General features: G+C 39.3%; 21 protein-coding genes. 2 read left to right on the forward strand and 19 right to left on the reverse strand.

Going from position 1 to position 21,852, the window contains the following annotated elements:
• Nucleotides 1–313 precede the first annotated feature (313 nt).
• Together PCI70_RS10595 and PCI70_RS10600 are read left to right on the forward strand one after the other, a co-directional pair.
• A complete protein-coding gene (locus PCI70_RS10595) occupies nt 314–1,579 on the forward strand; it encodes a tyrosine-type recombinase/integrase (protein ID WP_269915304.1) in 1,266 nt (421 codons plus the stop codon).
• A gap of 21 nt (nt 1,580–1,600) precedes the next feature.
• A complete protein-coding gene (locus tag PCI70_RS10600; protein WP_269915305.1) occupies nt 1,601–2,518 on the forward strand; it encodes a hypothetical protein in 918 nt (305 codons plus the stop codon).
• On the opposite strand, the gene PCI70_RS10605 is transcribed toward PCI70_RS10600, so the two are convergent.
• The 19 genes from PCI70_RS10605 to PCI70_RS10690 form a co-directional block, all read right to left on the reverse strand.
• Nucleotides 2,515–2,961 (reverse strand): hypothetical protein, encoded by a 447-nt coding sequence (locus PCI70_RS10605; RefSeq protein ID WP_269915306.1) that lies wholly within the window; start codon nt 2,959–2,961, stop codon nt 2,515–2,517. The genes PCI70_RS10600 and PCI70_RS10605 overlap by 4 nt on opposite strands.
• Nucleotides 2,958–3,476, reverse strand: coding sequence for a glycoside hydrolase family protein (locus PCI70_RS10610; protein ID WP_269915307.1), 519 nt, complete (start codon nt 3,474–3,476; stop codon nt 2,958–2,960). The genes PCI70_RS10605 and PCI70_RS10610 overlap by 4 nt, the downstream gene beginning before the upstream one ends.
• 1 nt (nt 3,477) lies before the next feature.
• Nucleotides 3,478–3,714, reverse strand: coding sequence for a holin (locus PCI70_RS10615; RefSeq protein WP_269915308.1), 237 nt, complete (start codon nt 3,712–3,714; stop codon nt 3,478–3,480).
• 77 nt (nt 3,715–3,791) lie between these two features.
• Nucleotides 3,792–6,269 carry a NosD domain-containing protein gene (locus tag PCI70_RS10620; protein ID WP_269915309.1) on the reverse strand — a complete coding sequence of 826 codons (2,478 nt, stop codon included), beginning with the start codon at nt 6,267–6,269 and terminating at the stop codon, nt 3,792–3,794.
• Nucleotides 6,270–6,277: 8 nt separating this feature from the next.
• A complete protein-coding gene (gene terL / locus PCI70_RS10625; protein WP_269915310.1) occupies nt 6,278–7,924 on the reverse strand; it encodes a phage terminase large subunit in 1,647 nt (548 codons plus the stop codon).
• A 3-nt stretch (nt 7,925–7,927) separates the two neighbouring features.
• Complete coding sequence (locus PCI70_RS10630; RefSeq protein WP_269915311.1) at nt 7,928–8,266, reverse strand: hypothetical protein; 339 nt, start codon at nt 8,264–8,266, stop codon at nt 7,928–7,930.
• Between the two features lie 59 nt (nt 8,267–8,325).
• The gene (locus PCI70_RS10635; RefSeq protein ID WP_269915312.1) at nt 8,326–8,628 is read right to left on the reverse strand and encodes a hypothetical protein; all 303 of its coding nucleotides are present in this window, start codon (nt 8,626–8,628) and stop codon (nt 8,326–8,328) included.
• A gap of 7 nt (nt 8,629–8,635) precedes the next feature.
• The gene (locus PCI70_RS10640; protein ID WP_269915313.1) at nt 8,636–11,161 is read right to left on the reverse strand and encodes a hypothetical protein; all 2,526 of its coding nucleotides are present in this window, start codon (nt 11,159–11,161) and stop codon (nt 8,636–8,638) included.
• A 2-nt stretch (nt 11,162–11,163) separates the two neighbouring features.
• Nucleotides 11,164–14,004 (reverse strand): lytic transglycosylase domain-containing protein, encoded by a 2,841-nt coding sequence (locus PCI70_RS10645; protein ID WP_269915314.1) that lies wholly within the window; start codon nt 14,002–14,004, stop codon nt 11,164–11,166.
• Nucleotide 14,005: 1 nt separating this feature from the next.
• A complete protein-coding gene (locus PCI70_RS10650) occupies nt 14,006–16,045 on the reverse strand; it encodes a methyl-coenzyme M reductase (RefSeq protein WP_269915315.1) in 2,040 nt (679 codons plus the stop codon).
• Nucleotides 16,045–16,461, reverse strand: coding sequence for a hypothetical protein (locus PCI70_RS10655; RefSeq protein ID WP_269915316.1), 417 nt, complete (start codon nt 16,459–16,461; stop codon nt 16,045–16,047). The genes PCI70_RS10650 and PCI70_RS10655 overlap by 1 nt, the downstream gene beginning before the upstream one ends.
• On the reverse strand, nt 16,458–16,961 hold the full coding sequence (locus PCI70_RS10660) for a hypothetical protein (protein ID WP_269915317.1): 504 nt from the start codon (nt 16,959–16,961) through the stop codon (nt 16,458–16,460). The genes PCI70_RS10655 and PCI70_RS10660 overlap by 4 nt, the downstream gene beginning before the upstream one ends.
• Nucleotides 16,958–17,413, reverse strand: a complete 456-nt coding sequence (locus PCI70_RS10665) for a GNAT family N-acetyltransferase (protein ID WP_269915318.1) — start codon at nt 17,411–17,413, stop codon at nt 16,958–16,960. The genes PCI70_RS10660 and PCI70_RS10665 overlap by 4 nt, the downstream gene beginning before the upstream one ends.
• A complete protein-coding gene (locus PCI70_RS10670; RefSeq protein ID WP_269915319.1) occupies nt 17,413–19,488 on the reverse strand; it encodes a carbohydrate-binding protein in 2,076 nt (691 codons plus the stop codon). Before PCI70_RS10670 ends, PCI70_RS10665 begins: the two co-directional genes overlap by 1 nt.
• Nucleotides 19,488–20,051: a hypothetical protein gene (locus tag PCI70_RS10675; RefSeq protein ID WP_269915320.1), complete on the reverse strand. Its 564-nt coding sequence runs from the start codon at nt 20,049–20,051 to the stop codon at nt 19,488–19,490. Before PCI70_RS10675 ends, PCI70_RS10670 begins: the two co-directional genes overlap by 1 nt.
• A gap of 73 nt (nt 20,052–20,124) precedes the next feature.
• Nucleotides 20,125–20,526 carry a hypothetical protein gene (locus PCI70_RS10680; RefSeq protein ID WP_269915321.1) on the reverse strand — a complete coding sequence of 134 codons (402 nt, stop codon included), beginning with the start codon at nt 20,524–20,526 and terminating at the stop codon, nt 20,125–20,127.
• An 11-nt stretch (nt 20,527–20,537) separates the two neighbouring features.
• Nucleotides 20,538–20,723, reverse strand: coding sequence for a hypothetical protein (locus PCI70_RS10685; RefSeq protein WP_269915322.1), 186 nt, complete (start codon nt 20,721–20,723; stop codon nt 20,538–20,540).
• A gap of 3 nt (nt 20,724–20,726) precedes the next feature.
• A complete protein-coding gene (locus tag PCI70_RS12195) occupies nt 20,727–20,900 on the reverse strand; it encodes an ogr/Delta-like zinc finger family protein (protein WP_442865210.1) in 174 nt (57 codons plus the stop codon).
• A gap of 46 nt (nt 20,901–20,946) precedes the next feature.
• Complete coding sequence (locus PCI70_RS10690) at nt 20,947–21,852, reverse strand: phage capsid protein (protein WP_269915323.1); 906 nt, start codon at nt 21,850–21,852, stop codon at nt 20,947–20,949.

The following is a 21,852-nucleotide window of genomic DNA, read 5'->3' on the forward strand; positions in this document are numbered from 1 at the left end:
ATAAACTTTGGCACCGTAACATTTAAACCTTAATTATTTTTTTAAAATTTGTATTGTTTTATTAAATTTTAGGCAATAAAAAACCCTATAAAAATTTATAGGGTTAAATATATGGTGGGCCCACCGTGACTCGAACACGGGACCAACGGATTATGAGTCCCGATCTTGGCGTGTTGATAAGTATTTATCAGTGTTGATCTATTTTAATAAAAAACAGTTAAATCATCAACTTATAAGTTTTAGTATTTATGAGTGTTGACGAACATTGATTTAATTTGCTTACATACTGCTTACATGGGATTTATGTAAGCAAATGAAGTTAAAATTTACTGTAAATAAAGTTAATAAACTAGAACCACCTACTGAAAATAAAAACCAAATTTTCTATTGGGACCTAGATACGCCCGGTCTTTCTGTACGTGTCACACAAAATTCTAATAGAGCATATATCTATCAAGGACGTGTATGCGAAAAAAGTATACGTATAACCATTGGTAATGTAAATACATGGGAATTAGACCAAGCACGTAAAGAAGCAAGGCGACTACAACAGCTTTGTGACCAAGGTATTGATCCTCGCAGACATAAGGCAGAAGAAGCTCAGAAGAATGAAGATTATGCCGATAGCAAACAAAAGGCTTTAATTACCTTTGGCCAAGTGTTTAATGAATATGTAGAGGAAAATAAAAATGGTTGGAGTGAGCGACATTTAGAGGACCATATTACTTTATCTCAAAGAGGTGGTGAAGCACATCGCCGTGGTCATGGTATTACCAAACCCGGTGTACTCGCCTCTTTACTTGATACACCATTAGTTGATTTAAATGCTGAGTCACTTATAAAGTGGCAAGCTACTGAATCAATAGATCGCCCCGGTAGAGCTGCTCTTGCCTTTCGTATTGCTCGTGCTTGTATAAATTGGTGTGCAGAACATGAAGTGTATTCAACACTTATCAATAAAGATGTACATGCTTCAAAGCGAGTAAGAAAATCAGTTCCAATTTTAAAACCTAGAAAACAAGCCTTACAGAAGAATCAACTAAAAGATTGGTTTTTAGTTGTTGGTGAAACACAAAACATCATGCACCGTGTTTTTTTACAAGTAACCATTTTGACTGGACCACGATCTGAGTCGTTACGCTCATTAAAGAAGTCACAGTTAGACTTTAAATGGAAAACTATCAGTATTTGGGACAAGGTAGAACAAGACTACCGTCTTATTCCTATGACTAAGTATGTAGAAAACCTGTTTAAGTCTTTACCTCAAAACTCTGACTCAGAATATATTTTTTGGTCAGATCGCTCTAGGTCTGGCCATATTGAAGATATTAGAAAAAATTACTATGACCTATTAGAAGAAAAAGGTTTACCAAGACTTACTATTCACGATCTAAGACGTTCTTTTAGTAACTTGACCGAATGGTTAGAAATTCCAACAGGAGTTGTTGCTCAAATTATGGGACACAAACCTAGTGCTACGGCTGAACGTCATTACAAAGACCGTCCAGTTGACCTTCTACGCTTACACCATCAAAAAATTGAAGATTGGATTTTGCAAGAAGCAAATATTAAGTTTTAAATAAAAGGATTTACAAGAAAAATGAAGTTTAGTGTTGAATTAAATTGGGCTTTTTTTATATCAATTTTTACAATTTTTTTATACTGGTGTGGATACTGCTACCTATCAGGCATGATGGAGTATTATCACCATCAAATAGATGCTTTTGATATTCCTACACCTATTGTATTGATGTATGGAGTTTTGAATGGTACTAAATACTATTTAAACTTTCTTAGTATTATATGTCTTTTTGTTTTTTTTAAAGAATTCTCATTGAATCAATGGATTCGTGGATCTTGTAAAATATTAGGTTGGTTATTTAACACTATTTTCATAATCTTTTATGTGATGTATACATTGATTTTAAAATTCCTTAACCTTAATTTTATTAAACTTATTTTTGAGAAGATAAGACCAATTAATGTTTATCTAAATTTTCTATATATTTATTTTTGTAATACAAAACCTATAATAAGTAGCATAAATACCTTAAGTAGTTTTGCTAGTTTCAATGAAACCTTAAAAATAAAAACTGTAATTTTTTTAGAAAAAATAAATTTAACAACAGAAAAAATACAAGAATTGAGACCTTTAGATGGAACAGAAAAATCATTTGACGCATCTTTTATACTTCACGCTCTATCGTGGATAGGGTTACTATGTATGCTTCTTTTTTTATTTAATATAGCTGGTAATCTTAATAGTGAGGGTAAAGCATACTCTGGCACTAGATTTGAAAATAGTGTAAAAAATTTCTCTAGAGATAAGAAAGATTTGAATGTTTCAAATCTGGTATATGATAGAGCCGAAATAAATGGTCAAAATAATATAGATTTCTTTTTTACTGATATCTGCTTTAAAAACTTCTGTTTACTTGTAGATCAGAATAGAAATGCTCAAATATACGAAACCAAGAACTTTAAAGTTCTTAATAGTGTAGATACTCCACCTAATTAGGGCTTTCTCCCCGCATCAGCTCGGTATTCATCAGCAACTTTTGCCATGTTTCGATATTCTGTGATGCAATTTGAGAGTACGTTGCTTTGGACTCTTGAGTATTCTTCGACTGCTTCTCGTCTTGCGGTTTTAACACGGCTATTTGCTTGGGTAAGTTGCTTTGACAAGCTGTTAGCCCGAGTGTGAGCCAAATCAGCATCGCGCGAGATTTGTTTGAGTTTAGCATTGTAGGCTTGCTCCGCTTGAATGAGTTGTTGTTGTGCTGCGACTTGGGCTTTAAGTTGGATCTCGTTTTGTTCTTTGACATAAAGCGTATGCTGTTGCTTCAGGTTATCAATAGTGTGAGTTTTATTGGTGACTAAGGTAATCATGCCCATCAGCACAAACACCAATACCCCAATAATCCCTTCACGCCAAAATTTAAGTAATAGTGCTAAGCTCATTGGTTCTCTCCGATACATTTCTTATAGCGTTCTAATTGACGCGTATACACGCCATAGCAGTTGTTTGAGCGAACCTTACAGTCACGCTTTGCTACATAGCGGTATTGCAGTAATGAGCGACAAGCCTGTGTATATTGCCTTTGCAGTAGGTTGGTACGCATAGAGGACTTGTTAAATGCACCAATGCCGTATTGGTAGACAAAGTCGAGATACACGTCATATTCAGTTTGTGACAATGCAACTTTTGGAATTGAGTTTTTAAGCTGACGTTCTGTTTTACTCACATGCTGACGTAAGTAATGATCTGCGGTGGCTCGGGTAATGGGTCGATCATGAAGTGTGACTGATACCCCATTAGGGTAAACCGTAGTTCCGTGGCCAATCGTAGGCACATCGCCTTTGGTTGGGACAACAGGTTTTGAGGTAAAGCCCTCTTTTTCTTTCACTAGACCAAAAAATCCTAATGATGCAGCAAGAATACCTACCGCTATTTTTTGCTTATTATGACTAGACATATTATTCCCCACGAATTTTTCTTAATGTTTCTTGGTGCTCAACTTCATCACGCTTATCTTTTTTACGAGCAAAATAGTAGTTCATAGCGAAACCACCAATCGCTACAAAAATACTGATCCAAAATGCCCAATCTACTGTTCCAAAATATGCTTGCAATGCACTTACCCCACTCCCTGCATACGCTACCGCTTTTGTTGCAACAACTGCCGAAGCGGTGCTGTCTAGTTGTTCTTGCACATTGTTCCCCTAATTTTTGGTAATAAAAAACCCTGAGTTAATTAAAACTCAGGGTTTGCTAGTTTTTGATGTGTGTTTTAAGTAGCTATCCAACCTGTATTACCACTTCCTTTCTTGATATACATAGTTGCTGTTGGATAATCATAGTAACGACTTCCATACGGAGCTTTAATGATTCCCTCAGGATTTCCTAAATTTCCCGATTCATCAATGTAGCCACCTGTTGTTAGACTCTGTGATGGCATGCCATTTACAGTACCAAACCCAATACTCCCTTTGATTATTGCATTTGTTGCCCCAGAACCTGCTTCTACAACCTTACTTGCTTTGTTGCTGTTTCCTGTGGCACGAACAGTATTATTGATTGCAACTGTATCAGGAGTAGTAAAATAAACAAGATTACGAGTGTTGTTTGCACTAATACCTATCGCACTACCAACATTATCAGTTATTGTGTGTTTAGAACTTGCCAATACTGAGATACCGTCATTTTGAATATTCAATAATACGTTATTTTCAATAAACTGCTCACGACTATAATCTTTGCCGTTAAAGTCACTATTGTAAGTTTCACGAGTACGAATACCTACAATTGCAGTATCCACAGTGTTTCCAATAATGTCCGTGCAATTTGAATATTGGGTTTCAATACCAATGCCATAATTGGTAATAGTGTTGTTGATAATTTTTGCCTTTGTACTCCATAACATAAGAATACCAAAAGAACCTACTGCGGTGGATTTCATGGTATTGCCCTCAATGATGTAGCTATCACGATAAGCAACTGTGCCTGCATTTGTGTAAGCAGCATCACCGCAATAAATACCATAACCACAATCTACGATATTATTGTTTACAATTTTCACATTATAGCCAACTTGCGATGTATTACTCTGCACACCATTTTGGTCTTTAGACGCATCTGATTGCATACCTGACGCAAAATCCATGATTGCATATTTACAACCATCAAAGGTGTTACCACTTACAATACTATCGCTATGCTTGAATAGACCTACGCCACGATAATTACAACCAATAAACGTATTGTCTTTGATATAGATACGCTTATGATATACATTGTGTGTGCCATTATGATTGCCTACACCTGAATCAAAAGCATAAGCATCTGCGCTGTTAGGGTCAGCTTTAAAAGTATTTCCAACAACCCAAATATCCTCGCAACCCAATGTACCACCTGAATAGCGACCCTCTGCAATCTGAATTGCTTCCTTGTTATTAGCTGATATATTTGACTTTTGACAATAAAATTGATTGTTATTAATACGGACATCTTTACTAGAGTTTAAGTCAATCGCATGCCCTCCACGACCAACAATCATAGTTGCATCTTCAATCGTAAAGTTAAGTACTGCTTGCAAACCAAAACAAGAGTTTACTCCTGCAACTTGTGGGTTGGTGTCAATAATACCGCCAAACCATTTAAAATTCTGACCACCGTATCCATAACCTGTGTAGCTACCATTCACTAAATCCATCTTACAGCGAATCATAGTAGAACCACTAAGGCGGATAAAGTGGGCATTGGGTGAGCAAACTACTAAAATGTTACCATCGTCAGGAAGTTGAACACCACCCACCATTCCATACTTACCACTAGGGAAATACACAGCACCACCGCCAATGCTATTGATATATGAGAACATTGTATTTAAGGCAGACTTGTTATCAGTAGTACCATCAGGGATTACACCAAAATCTAAAGGATTAATCCAATTATCATAAGATGCCTCCGAAAACTGTCTAACCCAGCGTCCACCACCGACATTACTTGCAACAATAGTAAAACCATTTTCAGGGGTTATACTATTTGCTTCATATTTAAATAAGCCACGATTTTCTTGTGCTGTTACAAAACAGGTGCGATCTTGAGCTACTGCAATATCTTTTAATGCTGTTAGATCATAACAAGATGTAACTGTTAGCTTATTTTCTTCACGCTGTGTTTTTCCTGTCCAAGCTAAAATTAAGCTATCTGTTAAGCCTGTTAAATCAACACCGTTTGTTATATTTTTTAAAATTTGATCCACATACCAAATTGTAAATTCTTTTGCATTTTGTAGTGTAAGTCCATCACCTCTAATCCGCTCTTTGATTTCGTTAGTCAGGTTTCTTGCAACATTATCAATATTTAATTGAAGTACATTATCTGCTGCAATTCTTTGGGCTGTCTCTTTTAATAGTTTTGCTAGAAGCCATGTATCACGAAATTTAAGCTCTTGTAGCTTTCGCCAAATATCATCGAAATCACGGTTTACAGGAGTCGGTCGGAATGAATTATCATTGGTTTTGTAATTACGTGTACGCTCTAGAGGCGTATTACGTTCAATACTTATTATGCTATTTACGATGGGTGCTACTAAAAAAACAATATTACTATCTACATCAAGCGACCAAGCCCCAACACTAGGATCTATATCATTTACCTTTACAATTAAATGGTTTTGGCTCACACATTCAAAAGTAAGAGGAAACTTGGTTGTTGTTCCATCGGCAGTATATTCAATATAGGGTGTTTGTTCGGGAACTGGCATAACTAACCTCAATCATCAAAATCAACTGTGGCCTCGTAAACGCCACTATTCTCACGCCAAGTTTGATGTGTTCCATACTCCACTGTATTGTGTGTTTTCCCTATGCGAATTGGCTCGTCACTTACCGCACCTGCTAGTGCATCAATATAATCATCGTCTTGATCTGTAACTGCAGCATTGAACATTCGCATTTGTTTTGCTTCTACTGAGTCATCTCCGTTTTCATCTTCTAGTACAGAAATATGCGCCCATAACACACCACTATTTAACGGCCCTTCTAACGCCCCTAAAATACGTTTATTCTTTTGGCCAGTGCTGTGTACTTCTGTTACACCACAACGTAGCTTACGGACTTTTAAACAGTTTTTTAGTACAGTAGGAAAAAATCCACCTATACCATTCGTCTCAACTGTCACTCTGGTTAGTTTGTATTTTTCGATTAAGTCGCAAAGTTGCCATACTTGGCCACCATTAATTTTGCCTTTGTCATCATGTTCACTAATTGCACCTTTTAAGGCTTTAGACCGATGCCAATACTGAACTCCCAATTCATCCTGTAGTATTAAGGCAACCGCAGAAATATCAGATTTTGTTTTACCGCTAGATGGGTCGACACGACATGATGCAGATACTATACGGCGATCACCAAGCATCATAATCATGTGTTTATTGGCAGTTTTAATAATTGGCTCACAATCGTAAGCAATCAACTTATCAGGATCTAAACGTACCTCACCAATTGGTTTAGCATGTAACTGATACTGTGAATCCCATTCATTGAGCGTACGGCACTCTTTACGGCGTTCTTGCATAACTGCAGGTGTAAACCGCTTTGGCCACAATGCTTCACCGTACACATCAACTAAGCCATGTTCTTCTACAAAGATAATCTTGTAAGCATTGCCCTGTTTAACGTACTTATAATCTTCGTCAGGCTTTAAATACTTGGCATGAACACCAATACCACTAAAGACATTGATAGGCTCAAAATTAACGATAGCTTCACTACATTTCTCAAAACGTGCCTCGTTCTGAAACATTTTGAGAATAAGTGTTTTAGCCCCTAGCTTTTGGACTTGGGTATATAAAGAATCATGTGTATGTGGTGTACCAACATAAAGCTTTTGGCCACCCGGTATTAAAATATGGGTTTGTTCAGATAAGCGATAACGCAGTTTTTCACGTGCTTCAGGCGTACCAATATTGCTTGGCATTTCCACGTCATCGTTTTGGATCTCATTTGCACGCGACCCCGTGACGTTAGACAAAACCCCACGTGCATGTATAGAGCCATGACGTACGTCCGTAGAACCTGCGACCCACCATTTTTGAAGCTCACCACGAACCTTTTTAAAATTGAACATCACGCATAACGGATGACGCTCCAAAACCTGCTCTGTACCACGGCTGACCTTTGCCGCATCGGTATCCGTTGCCCCTTGGTGCAATAACAAGTGTTCAGGATTGCAATATAACCGCCATGCATTATAAATATCTAAGAACGTAGATTTACCATGACCACGGGGCATCATCAGCAAACCCAATGGTCCATAGTTCTCTAAAAACTCACATACCCATAAATGAAAGTCGGGTACCTCCCACCCAAGGTACTCTGCATACACCATAAAAAAGACAACAAACTTAACCTTTGGCATGGCTTAACTCGGACGTTGCTTGCGTGCTTCTAACTTTTTCGATACCTGTTCAAGTAAAGCAGTCGCTTGTTGTTCAGGCGTTACTTTACGATTATCAGTGTTCCCTGTAGTTTGTTCGTCATCAAGTAATATCCGCTTTAATTTTTCTGCAACGGTCAGAGCTTCTTTTGCACCTTTGTAAAGCCAGACCTTATTGCCACGCCCCTCTTTATCAAATATATTTTGGCCATATGCTTCGGTAACTAAATCCACTGCATCGGTTGATGACATTTCAAAACATAGCTCTAATTTCTCTTTTGTTTCGGGCTTTAGTTTCCCGGTCTTTTCTTTTTTCTCGCTCATAAAAAACCCTCACATTTTTTTAATTATGCGAGGGTTGGTATAGTGATTTGTTGTGTAAGTTAGCTATAACATTTAAGGGCTGTTCCCTCTATTACAACATGACCAAAAGCTTTGTTATTGCGTTGAGTAATGACTGCTGAATCAGCCCCATATTTATCGTAGGCAAGCTTTTTAAATTCACTTATTGCCTTCTCATTAAAATTAATTGCCTGAGTATCAACATTGATAGGCCCTAGTTTTTTACAACCATTTATCAATGTGCTATCACTAGATATTAATTGAACTTGGTTCTGTTGATTACTGACTGTTGCACATGAGATCAAGCTGATAGTGCAAAGTGCTATCCATAAAAATTTATACATATTCTTCCTACTGAATCACTTCACTAAAATTAGGTGCATCCACATCAAAATCATCACCCCACCAACGTGTACGGTGTTGCTGACGCTGTGCCTTTCTTAATACTTTTTCGCGGTATCCTGGTGCAATCATATCTTGAAAGTTGTCAAACAATAAACGGTTAGTGGCAAGCTTGGTATACCAAAGGTTCTGAGCAGGGATCTTACTTTTGATTGCCTTAAATGCTTCATTCGCTGCATTAGTATCCTTACCGTCATACCATTGGTTTGCATTGCCTACCGTCACACCCAAAGCAGTTTTAATATCTGAACCTAATGGGCCAACAAGAAAATCAGATACGCCTCGCCCTGTTGGATCCACACCTGCAGAAATAATATCACCCAAAACAGGTAAACCACCGCCTGCTACTACCGACTTGCCCAAGAATGCCAATGCAATATTTGGATCGCTACCATCCCACATAGGTTGAGGGTTATTGCCATTTGCCAACTCTTTAAGTTGGACAACAAGACCACCCAATACAGTCATCGTTGCCGCTAAAGATGCAGCATATATAACCTTGCCTTGTAGAGTAGGTTGAGCCATTGCACGTGAACCGTGCTTCATTAAGAATGCAGCCGAGAATGTTTTAAACTGCAACATACTTTTAATGATCTCACCCATACCACTACCTTTTTGTTGCCCGGCAGACATTAATGTGCGTTCACGTAAACCACCCTCAATAACTGCCATACCTTGTTCATCTAATAGATGGGTTTGAAACTGTGTGGCAACTTGTTCACGTACCTGACGTGGATTTTCAAAGTGCTTTAATGCCTCATCAGGAATTTCATAGATTGACTGAGCTGACATAAGCTTGTGACCTTTTGAATCAAGTACTGGTTCAGCCAAGCGCATCACTTGCCATGCACGTTCATCTAGTCCTGTATTTTTTAACAACTCTCGGTCATTGGCATCTAGATCATTCCAATCTTTTGTACGTGTTAAACGTCCGTACTTTTCCATTAATAATTTAGAAAACCCAATTTTTGAAGCTGCAGTTAATGCATTCAGACCTGATACACGCATCACTTGGTTAGCAATACCACTTGATACACGTGCAAATTTTTCAGCCTTACCATGTGTTGATGTCAAACCATCATCTGCCCAACGTGCAATAGACCCCAACATTTCTTCTGTCGCTAAACCTAAGCTATGTGCTTGCTCACGATCTGCTTTATTTTTTGGATTTAATTCATGTAGTAACTCACCAAATACTTTTGTATATGCCAAGCCATGTACGGATGCTGTTTTTTTAATGGTTGCCTGATCTGCAACTGATGAAATTGTTGTACCACCTAGCATCGATGCAACATTAAGTGAGCGATAACCAATCCCTAAATTGGCTAAAACCTCGCTTTGTGGGGTATTACCGCCTGTAAATTCGTTAAACATGGTTTCAGCACGTTTGCGTTTTTTCTGTGTTTGGTCGTGCTCGAGGTCACGATCAAAAGATTTTCGTTCTGCTGCATCCATCAAAATACGCATGGCATTTTTTGGGTTGCTCCCTAAGTTTTCGACCATGGCAATATCTTTAGATAAGCCACTAATATGTGCCTCAACCAAATCAACAAACGGCGTACCCCCAAACTCATGTTGATAATCCAACCATGCATCTGCATCTTTAAAATGAAGTACACGACTATCGGAATGTTTATTGGTTACTTTTGAAGTACCACCACCTGCACGCTGTCGCCCTATCTCAATCTTATTTGCCCCATCAGACACAAGCGTATCAAACGCATTATCTAGCAGTTCTTTTATTTCATCGTTGTTATAAAGCTGACCATCTTCTTTAACGTACTTATCTCGGTTAATGAGGTCTGTGGCTTTGGCCACCCATGCTTCCTTGCCTGCTTTAGCAATTTTTTCTAGGCTATGCGTTTGTGGTAAACCCCAATCATCTAGCTTACCAATGTCACCCCCTGCACGGTTAAATCGCTCACGCATATCATCAAAGACTTTACCCATCTTATTGCTGATTTGTTTTGCAACCGTATTACCTGTGTCTTGGTTAAAGCGTTCACGAATAATATCTTCAACAAGCTTTTGATCTGTAAATACACCCATTGCACCTTTAATGTTGGTATAGAGATCTACCAACTGACCTTTATAAATTGAAGCTAATGCACGTGCCTGACTATCTAAAGATTGAATACCTGACATATCGCCGTGTGGTGCAACCATACGATCTACAACATCCATCGGTGCTAATCGCTCATGATCTAATAAAGCAATGTTTTGATTTTGTTTTAAGGCATCTTGAGCAAATATCTGACGTTTACGTTTCATGTCCGATTTAATATCAATCGCAACTTGCTCACCTGCCGCCGCAATACGTTCCGATTGGCTCATGTTTCGCCACTTATCAATATCTTGCTTTGCTAAGCTTTTCATGGCATCACGAACACGCTGTTCAATTTTTTGAGCTTCTTGCTGATTAAGTTTTGCTTTACCTAGTGCCTTTGCTACGGCTTCTTTACATTGTTGTTTCATCACTATTCACCAAATTGTAAGGCACAACTTAACGCTGTTTGTGTTGCCAAAATATCTTCGTCTGCTTGCTTTGTTTCTGCTTCTAATTCATCAAGCCGTTCACGTAATGTCATGGTAATTTCTTCAATCTGACCATCTGGACGTTCACGACTTACCGAGATCAATTGGTCAGGCTGTTGCGTGATGATGTTAAGTGCAGATTGCTGTTCAGGAGTTTCACCAAACAACGAGCCTTGCCGTGGATCTCCCATTGCTTCAACTTCATCTAGTTTGTTTTGGATATTTTCGGTAATGGCTTTTGCACTACGATTATTTTCTGCAAATACATTTAAATAATCTCTCGCACCTGTACTTAATCCATCATCTACCAACTGACCTTGGTTTAAATAATCTCGGACATTTGAACCACTTGATTTAATATCACTTAATTTTTGTGCCGCTTGTGCCAAATCTTGGGCAATCGTGTTGGAGTGACGACCCCCTTGTTTTACTAAATCGCCAAGCTGTGCAATTTGTGGGGCAACACGCAACAATGAATTGAGTACAGTTTTACTATCATCGTCTAAATGCTCAGATAAACGTGCAACTAGATTAGGATCATTATAAGCTTTATGTACTAAAGCAGATTCAATACGGCGTTTACCATCTTGGCTTAAACGTCCATCACCTGTCATCAAGCTACCTTGCTCAGATTTAGGCAAAGCAGATAAAAACTGACGCACATAGTCCATTGAACCATCTAGGTTAATATGACCATCTTGATTCAGCTTTAATAAGCTTGCGTCAGGCAATCGGTCTGCATCGGTTGATGCTCGTTCTGTACTACTAAAATGCGCTACGTCCGATTCATTAGCCAAACGTGCAAACTGAACGCGGTCAGTATCTGTTAAACGTCTACGAACTAATACAGGGTTATCAATTCCTGATATATCTAAACCACGTTGCGTTGCATAATCTTCTACATAGCTACGGTACGCATCAGCTTTACCATCTTCATAAGCACGACCTATGGCAAGGGTACGCCCATTACCACTTTCCACGGCGTTATCATGACCAATAATCGGTGCACCATCTGATATTTTAGGACTCTCAGCCAATAATTCAGGTTTTAAATCATTGGCCATATCTTCAATTTGTTGTTTTGATGCTGTACGTGTACGGTCACGTGGTTGTAACTCGGCAGGATATGCAGGGTTAGTATTTAAATTACGATCATTAGAAGTAATAAGATCATCTAAATTATGCACTTCATAGCTAAAATCGTAGGCAGATCCATCTAATGCATTTACACGGCTAATACCATTACCGCCGTACCGACTGCTCACATTATTCCATTTACCTTGCCACTTCTGTAAAGCCTGCCCAACGGTTAAACCTTTCATTGCATTATTATTTACAATGTCATTTGCGTTCTTAGCATCATATTGACGCACCACGTCAATGAGTGGTCGTGATTGATCTGCTTTTAAAACTTTGACTGCACCCGATGGCCCAAGTAAATGACCTAAATAAAACTCCGAACCACTTGGATCTCGCCCCAATCCTTTACGCATTACCTTGTTGGATTCTTCAATATGCTTTAAGCCAATACGGATTTGCTCATTTACATCTGCACGGTTCTGACCACCCAAACGTTTCCACGATGAATCTAGAACTTGAAACAAACCATTTGCTGATGATGTCGGGTTTTGTGCACGGCTTTGGAATGTACCACCTGTCTCGATGTGGCTAATTGTCAAGGCAATACTTGGATCTATCCCTGCTTGTTGTGCTTTATTTGCAATCAGCTTGGCATTATCAGATAGGTTGTAAGCATTGTAATTAATCGGTTGTGTGGCTTTTTGCTCTTGTTTTATTTCATGTGGCACATTTACAGGTTGCGCCGTGTTCATCTGCTCACGTGCAACATCGAGGTTTTGATAATGCTTTTCTTGAGTGGGCTTATCTGCAGTGTTTAAAGCACTGTTATCTACCTCAGTTTCATTATTGTGTAAGACTTGTTGGGTTGCATCTTGTCTAGCATCGTACTGAGTATCTGTTAAATCTTGGCTTTTACGCCCCATATAACGAGCGCCACCAAATAATAAACCACCTAGTATTAAGTCTGTGGCTAAACCCTCACCTGTAAACTCATATTGTTTGGATTCCTTGTCATAGCCATTATTGCTCAGTACCGCATGGCTAATAGCCTGACCACCTTGTGACAAACCTGCCGCACCACCTACCGATACGGCAGCATCTTTTAACAAACCGCCTGTACCCTTAAAGCCATAAGATGCAGGTAAAAAAGTACCTACACCATCGACCACGGCGTTGGTTGTGGCCACTTGTAAAGCAGTTTGCTTATCAACTCCTTTATGTACTAAATCATGGTAAACATAATCACCTGTTGAGCCTGCAGTTAAAGATGCTGCACCTAATGCTCCACCTGTAGCCGCACCCAAACCACCACGTAAAGTATAATCACCAAGCGATAAAGCAATATTGCCCAACGTACCTGTATTTTCTTTGTCCTCCAACATATCAATACCTGCATACGTCAGATCATCACGTTTTTTTTGTCGCTTAGCTTGAAACTCATCAAAACTTTCTTTAGGTAACCCTTCATCTTGTGAGTCTTGATAACTATAAGCTAATCGGTCGCCAACAGCCTCAAGTGGACGCATCACTGCATTACCCACTTTAATTACCCCAACTGCACCACCACGCAAAAATGCAGATCCTGCACCATCAAAAAACCCAGCTTCTTTTTTTGGTGCTACCGCATTGCCTAGATCTGTTTGGAGTGTTGCTTGTTGTTCGTCTTGTTCTTGCGTATTTGCATCATTTAGCCACGTTGCCATATTACAATCCTATTTGATATGCGACTTGATCACGTGAATTAAGCAGCTCATACAAACGTGCACCTGTTTGATCTTTACGATCTGTCATACGCAAACGGTAGTTGTTTCTAAAGTAGCTTGTAGGTTGTTTAAATTTATCTGCCAAACGCTCATAACCTTGCTCAATACGGTTTTCAAAAATCTGATCTTCCATGCCATAAGGTTTAGCAACCTTCCAATCGCTCGACTTACCACCTAAAGCGCGTGTAAAAGATCCGTTTTGTGTATAAATTCCACCTGTAGACAAGGCCAAAGCTGAATTTAAAACTTGTTTATCAGGGGTGTCATCTTTGACGTGTACCGTACCTGTTTGATTTGCCACATCAGCGTAAAGGCTCTTAAATACGGCGTACTGTTGATCCGAAGCTGTACCTTGTACTGTTTGCCCTACATAAGTATTAAATGCTGAACGTAAATCATCCTCTTTGGGCAGATAAAAGTTTTTACTTTGCTGTAAAGCATGGCCACGAATAATTGAAGTGGCTACGTCTATACCATCTGTAGAGTGCAAGTTATTCATTTTGGCCACACCTGCAGATACATAAATATTATCTTTATTACCAAGCTGACCTAGTACCGCACCCCATACCTTATTACCACCTGTTACACCCTTAGTTTGATTGATCAACTGACCAATAAAATCTAATTTTTGTACGGGTGTTTTGGCTTCCCATTCTTGTTTAGCATTCGGTAAATCTGCAGGGCCAATGGGTAGCATTTTAATTGTGCCATCTGTTTTTTGCATCGAAACTAAATTAATGCCGTTATGAACCACGTTACCAATAAAGTTACTTGGGTTCATGCGTAGATCTATCGCCGTAGTCGGCTTAACCTCTAAACCTTTGCTTTGAGCAGATTGGTTAGGATCGGTTTCATTTTGTTTTTTCTTTTGATCGTAAATGCCTTGGTAGACACTTAATAACTTTTTAATATCGGCAGGATTTGAAGTTTTGGTACTTTGTACTTGTTGCTCAAACTCATTAATCTTTTTAAGTTGATCTGGTGCACTTAAATGAGCAAACTGCTGAATCTTGTCATAGTGGGCATTGTATAAACCAAACTCACCCTCGTTAGGTGTGCCTGCAACTGCCGTTTTAACATTGGCAATATAGGTATCATCAATTGGTAGGCCTGACATTACTTGGGTTTTAAAATCGTTGAGTACCTTGCCTGACTCAGACACACGGCGATTCTCCTGTGCATCTAATTTATTTTGAATAGATGTTTTTACAGATAGGATCTGTTTACGAATACCTTGTGTTTGTTCTTCTGTTAAATATGTTTTTTCGCCCAGTGTGCTTTCAATCATTGTGAGTGCATTAGGATCTTGCAAGGTAGTGGCATCTGTAATGGAACGCTGTACGCCATTATATTCTTGTGTTGCACGAAACTTGGTTTTAGCCTCAGCTTTTTGCGATTCACCAATGGTTAGACCATCCACATATTTATCAAATTTTTGGCGACCTTGTTCTTGGTCTTGATCACGTCCATAGATCTGTGAAGCATCACTTAGATTAGTGAGTTGTATTTGCTCATCTGCTTTGATCTGCAAGGGTGCAAAACTAGAACGGCTTTTATTAACACTTGAATTCCATGAATCACGCATACTTTGCTTAAATGCATCAGGAATATTAGGTTCTAGTGTTTTAAATATCTCGTCAGACTTCTGTGTAAGCTCTGCATTGGCGTCTTGTGCTGATATTGCCCCATTACCTACTCTATTTTTTATATCGGCGTAGGCATCACTAAACTGCGTAGAATAAGCATCATCAACGTGTAGCTGTGCTTTTTGCTCTGCGATCTTATTATTATTTAGTTCAGCAACCTTATTGGCCGCTTCGTTTTGTCGCTGTTCTTGGTCTTGCTGTTGGGCTTTTTGTGCAATAACACGACTTGCATTACCAACCGCTTGCCCTAAATCAGATAGGTTATTTTGTGGTAAATGCGTTTGCTGAACTTCGGGCAATGCATTACCAAAGTTTCCTATTGGAATTTTAGCCATTATTTCCACCCACTTGCAGCTGCAGAAGTTGCATTTAAAGTACCTGCTGCTAAAGCTGTATTAGCATTAGATTGATACTGCTTAGCTTGTGCTTGTAATCGCTGTGATGAGTTATAGCCCGTTTGTTCTGCAATCTTTGCATCATATTGACCGCCGTATTCAATCTCATCGTTAATTTTAATGGCGGTACCTTCGTTAATATCCAAGCCATTCTCTGCTGCAGCGGCACGTGCTTGAGATTGCTGTTTCTCTTTTTGTTTTAAAATACGATCTGCTTCTAAACGCCCACGTGCAGATGTTGCATCTGCATCCGCTTGTGCCTGTTCTTTGGCTGTTTTATTGGACTCATATGCTGAATAACCCGTAATAGCCGCACTTGCTACAGCGGCGGCAGCTGCAACTGCAACCCAACTCATGCTAAAAACTCCTTATGGTTGTAATTAATTGCTTTAAGAAAAGTCTCTATTTGGTCATCAGGCACAATCACCTGTGCTTCTATTTTTTCTAGATCTGTTTCTTGGGTAGGATGAATTGTTAGCCATGACGCATCTGTATGAAAATAACCAATACGCTTCGTACCGGGCATTGATTTAATTACTTGCGGTGCTGTTACTGTTTTAATGCCATGCTCTGTGGCAAGCGTTACAGTACCTTTAAGTAAAATATTTAAGTGTTCTGTACGGTGCATCTTACTTACCACCAACGCACCTGCAGGTGCATCCATTTGGCGCATGTAAACATCAGGGGCAAAATAGTGATGGATGGGCATATCCAATGCTTCAATATCACCTTGCTCTATTTGCTCGGTCATTTGAGTCTGTACGCCACGCACCACATCAATGTAGGTTTTTTGGAAAACATCACCTAAAACACGCTTTAACAGTTCTGTATTATCAGGGGCAATAACTTCACTCATGCTTCTAATACTCCATCTAATACAACGCCGTACTCTGTTAAACCAAAGTGCTGATACAAACGTGTGCAAGCGCGAGATTTAACACCTGTAGTTGTACCTGCCTGTACCCGATCTGCCCCGACAATCTTCGCCCAAGACATAAACGCATCCACCAATAAATACGCTGCACGTGTATTTCGATAATCAGGCTTTACATACATCACGTAATCAAAGGCAATTTTTTCATTATTAAACCAATCTTTGCCTACACCTCCTGCAAAGCCACCAACCACATCACCTGTTGCTGTTTCTACAACAAATAAAGCCCCTGTTTTTAGTAACTCTTTATAGTGTTGTTCTGCTTTGCTTGCATCATATTCACGGCGTTGGTAATGGGGTGACTCTTGCATAAAGTCACGCCCAAATAAGACAAGGATTGGAATATCTGACAATGTTGCTACACGTACTTTCATTAGCGATCATTCACACTTATTTCGATAGCTATAGCTTGCAAGTGAAACGGTAGCGATTGGTCAAGTGTTATCACAAGGTCTAGCTCGTATAACTCCCCAAAATCCCCACCTTCGTATAAGTGTCGACCTGTAAATAAGGGTTGAGTATCAAGTGGATTATCATTGAATGTATTGATCTCTAGCTCATTACCATTGAATTTAACGCCCCTCGTTTCATGTAGAAAAAAAGCTATTCTTGATACCTTGGCTTTAGAATTGAGTGAGGTTGCAGGGGCTTGTGATATTTCAGGTGGGAATAGCTTTACAGTGGTAATAAAGGGTTGCCCTAACTCTAAATTCCCCGACTCCTCATTATCAGGAATCACTAAAGTATTATTATTTTGATTGGCTGAAACGGTGTAATAACCATGCTCTTTAATGGCCAAAAGCTGATACTGGTTTAAGTACGTTGCCCCCTCAACACTCACCGCATCATTAGAAATAGCGACTGTACGTTGTGAGTCTAAGTTTGCATTAAAACTGATTTCTTCTAGGCAAATAACGCCGTTACGATTCACTAATATAAATGCTTGATCACTACCAAGCTGTGTTGGTACTGAACATAACGAAATTGCTGTACCGCCAAAATCATGTCTTGCCCATGCAATGACTTCTTGATCACGATTAAACGTTACAGATGCTACGGTACCATCACCTAACTTACACCACACCAAGGACTCAGGTTCTTGCATGTAAACAATTTCATCTATACCGCCATGATCTACACCGATGTGGCTAGACATAACCGATATTTCAGGCGATACCAAACCATCAACTTCATAACGATACGATAGTGCTCGGACGCGCTGACCGCCACGTTGAATAAAAATGAGTTCATTACCCACACGGCAAGGGCGTGTTACTGGATATGCTCCATACGCCGTATGCTCCTTAATTTCAACTGTAGTGGGGGTTAGTGTCCCATCACTACTAATCATGTATTCACCGCCCGATGTGAGACATACAACCCCTCTTGTGGCTTCTAAGAATAAAATAGAGTTTGCAAGTCCTGACGAGCTCACCACACTAAATGCGTCCGCATCTTCTGTAGTTTCTAAAAAATTAGCATTTCCCCCGGTAGCACTGAACCACACCTTGTTTGGTGCGGCTGAAATATTAGCAAGCACAAGACGTTGTTTGAAGAAAGTGCAACAACGTGGGTAGCCATTGGTGCTACCAAAGGCAGGCGGCGTAATACTCCATGAACGCTCAATTGCAGGGTTTACTGAGTCAAAACCTTTAACAATTTCACCACCAATCTGACTCTCACTAATAAACTTAGTGATTTTGACAATACCACTGTTAATACCCATGTATTGACCAACATCGGTAGGTTTAAATGTATCTGCCTCAGCTTCGCTTACATTCGCCCAATACTCCGGATAATTAGAGGGTTTTTGTCCTAAACTATCCTGTATCGCTTGGTAATATTTTTCATCGGATGCAACAAAATCACCTGCCAAATATGATGTGGTCTCAACCCATTTGGCAATATTATTTAAACTTACAGTAATGTACGAACCTATCGTTTTATCTGACGGCGTTGCTTTACGAAATGGATAGCGTGCATTGTCATCATCAAGCGGTGGGTGTGAGAATGAAAATTCTGCCATCTCCCAATTGGTAAAATCTTTAGAGCAACGTAAGCGATATACAGGTACTTCGCTGTGAGTGATAAACGTGTCATAGCGATATTGTACGTATTGAATATCTTTAACCTGTTGTGCGGTATATGGTGAGTTTAGTGTGGCAACAACCGCATACGTGCGTGGGTTATAAATCAATAGTTGCTTGGCTTTAAACACAACCACGAAAGGATTTTTAGACTCAATCACAAACGGTACTAAGCGCACTGCATCATTTATCTGCGTTCTGAAATAAGTACCCGGTCTTTTACGCACACCACCTTCAACAAGTGGAATGGCATTAAATAACTGCTTTGCACCATTGGCATATTGCTGTACGTCTGTACGAGTTGACAATAACGGCGATAGCTCACCTGAACTAAAGTTATTTTTTAAGATGGTGGCTTTCATTAGTAGCGCACCCCAATCAGACTTGCTTCATCATCGCCGTAGAATGTTTGGCTTGGTCGTTCCTGACCATTAATGGCACGCGCTTGTTTGAGTAGCATTTGTAATTTTTGCCATGCGCTGTCTGCCTCTGCTTGACTACCTGTAATCGGTTTAGCAATCTTTGAGCATAAATACAGTGCCATTGCTTCAGATAGCAATGAATCCCACGTCTGCTCATTATCATTATCAGATACATAAACAAGCTGAATAGATGCACTATTCGCCAAGATATGACGATTTTCTATATCAAAGTTTTTGGTCCCTGCACTGACCAAACGCACAAAGTCTTTAGGCAAAGGAAACGCATTGGCATAACCAAACGATGGATGTACGTTTGAGGGTGATAAGGTGATGCGTTTAACACAGCATGACCATGGATGCATGCGAATTAGTGATAAACGTGTTTGATCGTAAATAGAAGCACAACGGCGTGCATTAGAAGTATTGTCATCTAAGCTGATGATAGATCCTGCACCACATAGATTTAATGCTTCATTGCAGATGCTTACTTGGGTAGTTGTCATAGTAAAAAACCTCAGTCATTTTGGGTATGGTGACTGAGGTTTAGCTATGGTTTGGTGTGTGATTTGGGGCGTATTAAAACTCTACAAACCCAGAGCCTTTAATAACTTCTTGATAACCTATTCCACCCCCACGTAAATCATCCTCATGTAATTCTGTTACTGCTAGAGTATCTGCATTAAGTGGATGCACAAACTTCAAACCGTGCTTATATGAAACCTCTGTCATTTCAGTTAGGAATGCTTGAAGCTTTTCTTCACAGATACTTTGATCTGTGTAACACGGCGTACATGGTCGCTCAGCAGAGCAATTACCTTTAAAAGATGAGTGTTTTAAAAATTCATCAATCTTATTAACTAGAAGCTGTGTATCGCTAATCCAAGTTTCTTTACCACCTGTATCACTTACAGTTAAATTATGAAGTGTTGTTAATTCATGTGCAGCTTCTTGAAGCAGTTCTTTTGCTACTTTTTCCATTTTTAACTACCTTATAGTTCCAATGCTAGTTGGTCGATTTTTTGCAATATTTCTTCTGATTGAGTGGTGTTATATGCTGAAATCAAACACGCAATACGCTTAATCAAAAGCTCGGTTTCTTTTTTTGCATTTTCTGCTTTGTGCTCTAAAAGCTGAATATCAACACCAATGCATTTAGACTGATTGCACTCTGACATGACTTACCCCTTAATTATTTCTGGTCTAGAAAGCACTTTGGCAATACTTTCTAATGTTTTGAATGTGCTTGAACACTTGATGTTTTGGCACTGGTAGTACGCTTCTTTTGTATTGGACGTAAGGTAGCGACTTGTTCTTGTGTGTGATGACTTTCTACAAATTGGACAACGCATCATAGGCAGATACCTAAAAGCCACACGGCGGTGCGTATGGCTTTTCTAGTTAGATCGTAAAGTCGATAGCTACAACTTTATTTTCATTTGAACGACCTGCCGCCATAGACTGCACACCGCCCATTTGCATAATGTTGTTTTTGTCTGCACGTTCATTGATTTTGAACTGTGAAATTTCAGCATCACCATAATGCACAGATGTTTTGGTATACATCACAGTACGGCGTTCTTTATCGCCACCTGCACCATTGTCTAATTTGTTGTACGGCACCCAGTTAATGCCAAGCCATTTTTTGCTTAACGTACCTTCTTGCAACATTTTCACAGACATAAAATCTGCACTAGTCAAAGTCGTATCAAGCAAGATCTGTGAAAGCATTGCTGAGTTATAAAGGATCGTAATTTCTTCGCCGTTTTCTTCATCACATTCGTTGTCACGGAAGAAAGATTTAGCCAATACTAATTTTTCTTTAGTAAAGCCTGCACTACTAGACAAGATGATCTGCTTAGTTGGTAAAGCAACTGTGCTAAGTTCTTCATCACCACTATCGTTTACGGTACGGCGAGAAATAGAACCCAGTAATGCTTTATAAATAATTTTATCAACTTCACGCTCACGTGCAGAAAGCCAAATCTTTGCATATTTATCTTGTGGGTTTGCACGTAACTTCGGTATATCTGAATGTTCGATAGGAATAAATAACTTCTTATCGCTCATAATCGCCGTACGCACACCTGCTTCGGGGATCTGCCAAGACGTATCAGAAAAACGTGCATAGTCTTCCATTTCAACAGATCCAAGATCATTGATCGTAAAAGATGCACCATTAATACGACCACGATTTGTTACTGTTTTTAAAAGACGTGACTCATTTTGTTGTGTTGCAACTTCAAACGTGTCATGGAACTGCTGAATAAACGCAGATGTAATTTGATTTTGATTAGCAATAGGCAT

The sequence above is a fragment of the Acinetobacter sp. HY1485 genome, assembly GCF_027568475.1.
In the GTDB taxonomy this organism is placed as follows: Bacteria; Pseudomonadota; Gammaproteobacteria; order Pseudomonadales; family Moraxellaceae; genus Acinetobacter.

Coding starts and splice junctions, on each gene's coding strand:
- PCI70_RS10595 (WP_269915304.1), top strand. CDS start 314: ATGAAGTTAAAATTTACTGTAAATAAAGTTAATAAACTAGAACCACCT.
- PCI70_RS10600 (WP_269915305.1), top strand. CDS start 1,601: ATGAAGTTTAGTGTTGAATTAAATTGGGCTTTTTTTATATCAATTTTT.
- PCI70_RS10605 (WP_269915306.1), bottom strand. CDS start 2,961: ATGAGCTTAGCACTATTACTTAAATTTTGGCGTGAAGGGATTATTGGG.
- PCI70_RS10610 (WP_269915307.1), bottom strand. CDS start 3,476: ATGTCTAGTCATAATAAGCAAAAAATAGCGGTAGGTATTCTTGCTGCA.
- PCI70_RS10620 (WP_269915309.1), bottom strand. CDS start 6,269: ATGCCAGTTCCCGAACAAACACCCTATATTGAATATACTGCCGATGGA.
- terL (WP_269915310.1), bottom strand. CDS start 7,924: ATGCCAAAGGTTAAGTTTGTTGTCTTTTTTATGGTGTATGCAGAGTAC.
- PCI70_RS10630 (WP_269915311.1), bottom strand. CDS start 8,266: ATGAGCGAGAAAAAAGAAAAGACCGGGAAACTAAAGCCCGAAACAAAA.
- PCI70_RS10635 (WP_269915312.1), bottom strand. CDS start 8,628: ATGTATAAATTTTTATGGATAGCACTTTGCACTATCAGCTTGATCTCA.
- PCI70_RS10640 (WP_269915313.1), bottom strand. CDS start 11,161: ATGAAACAACAATGTAAAGAAGCCGTAGCAAAGGCACTAGGTAAAGCA.
- PCI70_RS10645 (WP_269915314.1), bottom strand. CDS start 14,004: ATGGCAACGTGGCTAAATGATGCAAATACGCAAGAACAAGACGAACAA.
- PCI70_RS10650 (WP_269915315.1), bottom strand. CDS start 16,045: ATGGCTAAAATTCCAATAGGAAACTTTGGTAATGCATTGCCCGAAGTT.
- PCI70_RS10655 (WP_269915316.1), bottom strand. CDS start 16,461: ATGAGTTGGGTTGCAGTTGCAGCTGCCGCCGCTGTAGCAAGTGCGGCT.
- PCI70_RS10660 (WP_269915317.1), bottom strand. CDS start 16,961: ATGAGTGAAGTTATTGCCCCTGATAATACAGAACTGTTAAAGCGTGTT.
- PCI70_RS10665 (WP_269915318.1), bottom strand. CDS start 17,413: ATGAAAGTACGTGTAGCAACATTGTCAGATATTCCAATCCTTGTCTTA.
- PCI70_RS10670 (WP_269915319.1), bottom strand. CDS start 19,488: ATGAAAGCCACCATCTTAAAAAATAACTTTAGTTCAGGTGAGCTATCG.
- PCI70_RS10675 (WP_269915320.1), bottom strand. CDS start 20,051: ATGACAACTACCCAAGTAAGCATCTGCAATGAAGCATTAAATCTATGT.
- PCI70_RS10680 (WP_269915321.1), bottom strand. CDS start 20,526: ATGGAAAAAGTAGCAAAAGAACTGCTTCAAGAAGCTGCACATGAATTA.
- PCI70_RS10685 (WP_269915322.1), bottom strand. CDS start 20,723: ATGTCAGAGTGCAATCAGTCTAAATGCATTGGTGTTGATATTCAGCTT.
- PCI70_RS12195 (WP_442865210.1), bottom strand. CDS start 20,900: ATGATGCGTTGTCCAATTTGTAGAAAGTCATCACACACAAGAACAAGT.
- PCI70_RS10690 (WP_269915323.1), bottom strand. CDS start 21,852: ATGCCTATTGCTAATCAAAATCAAATTACATCTGCGTTTATTCAGCAG.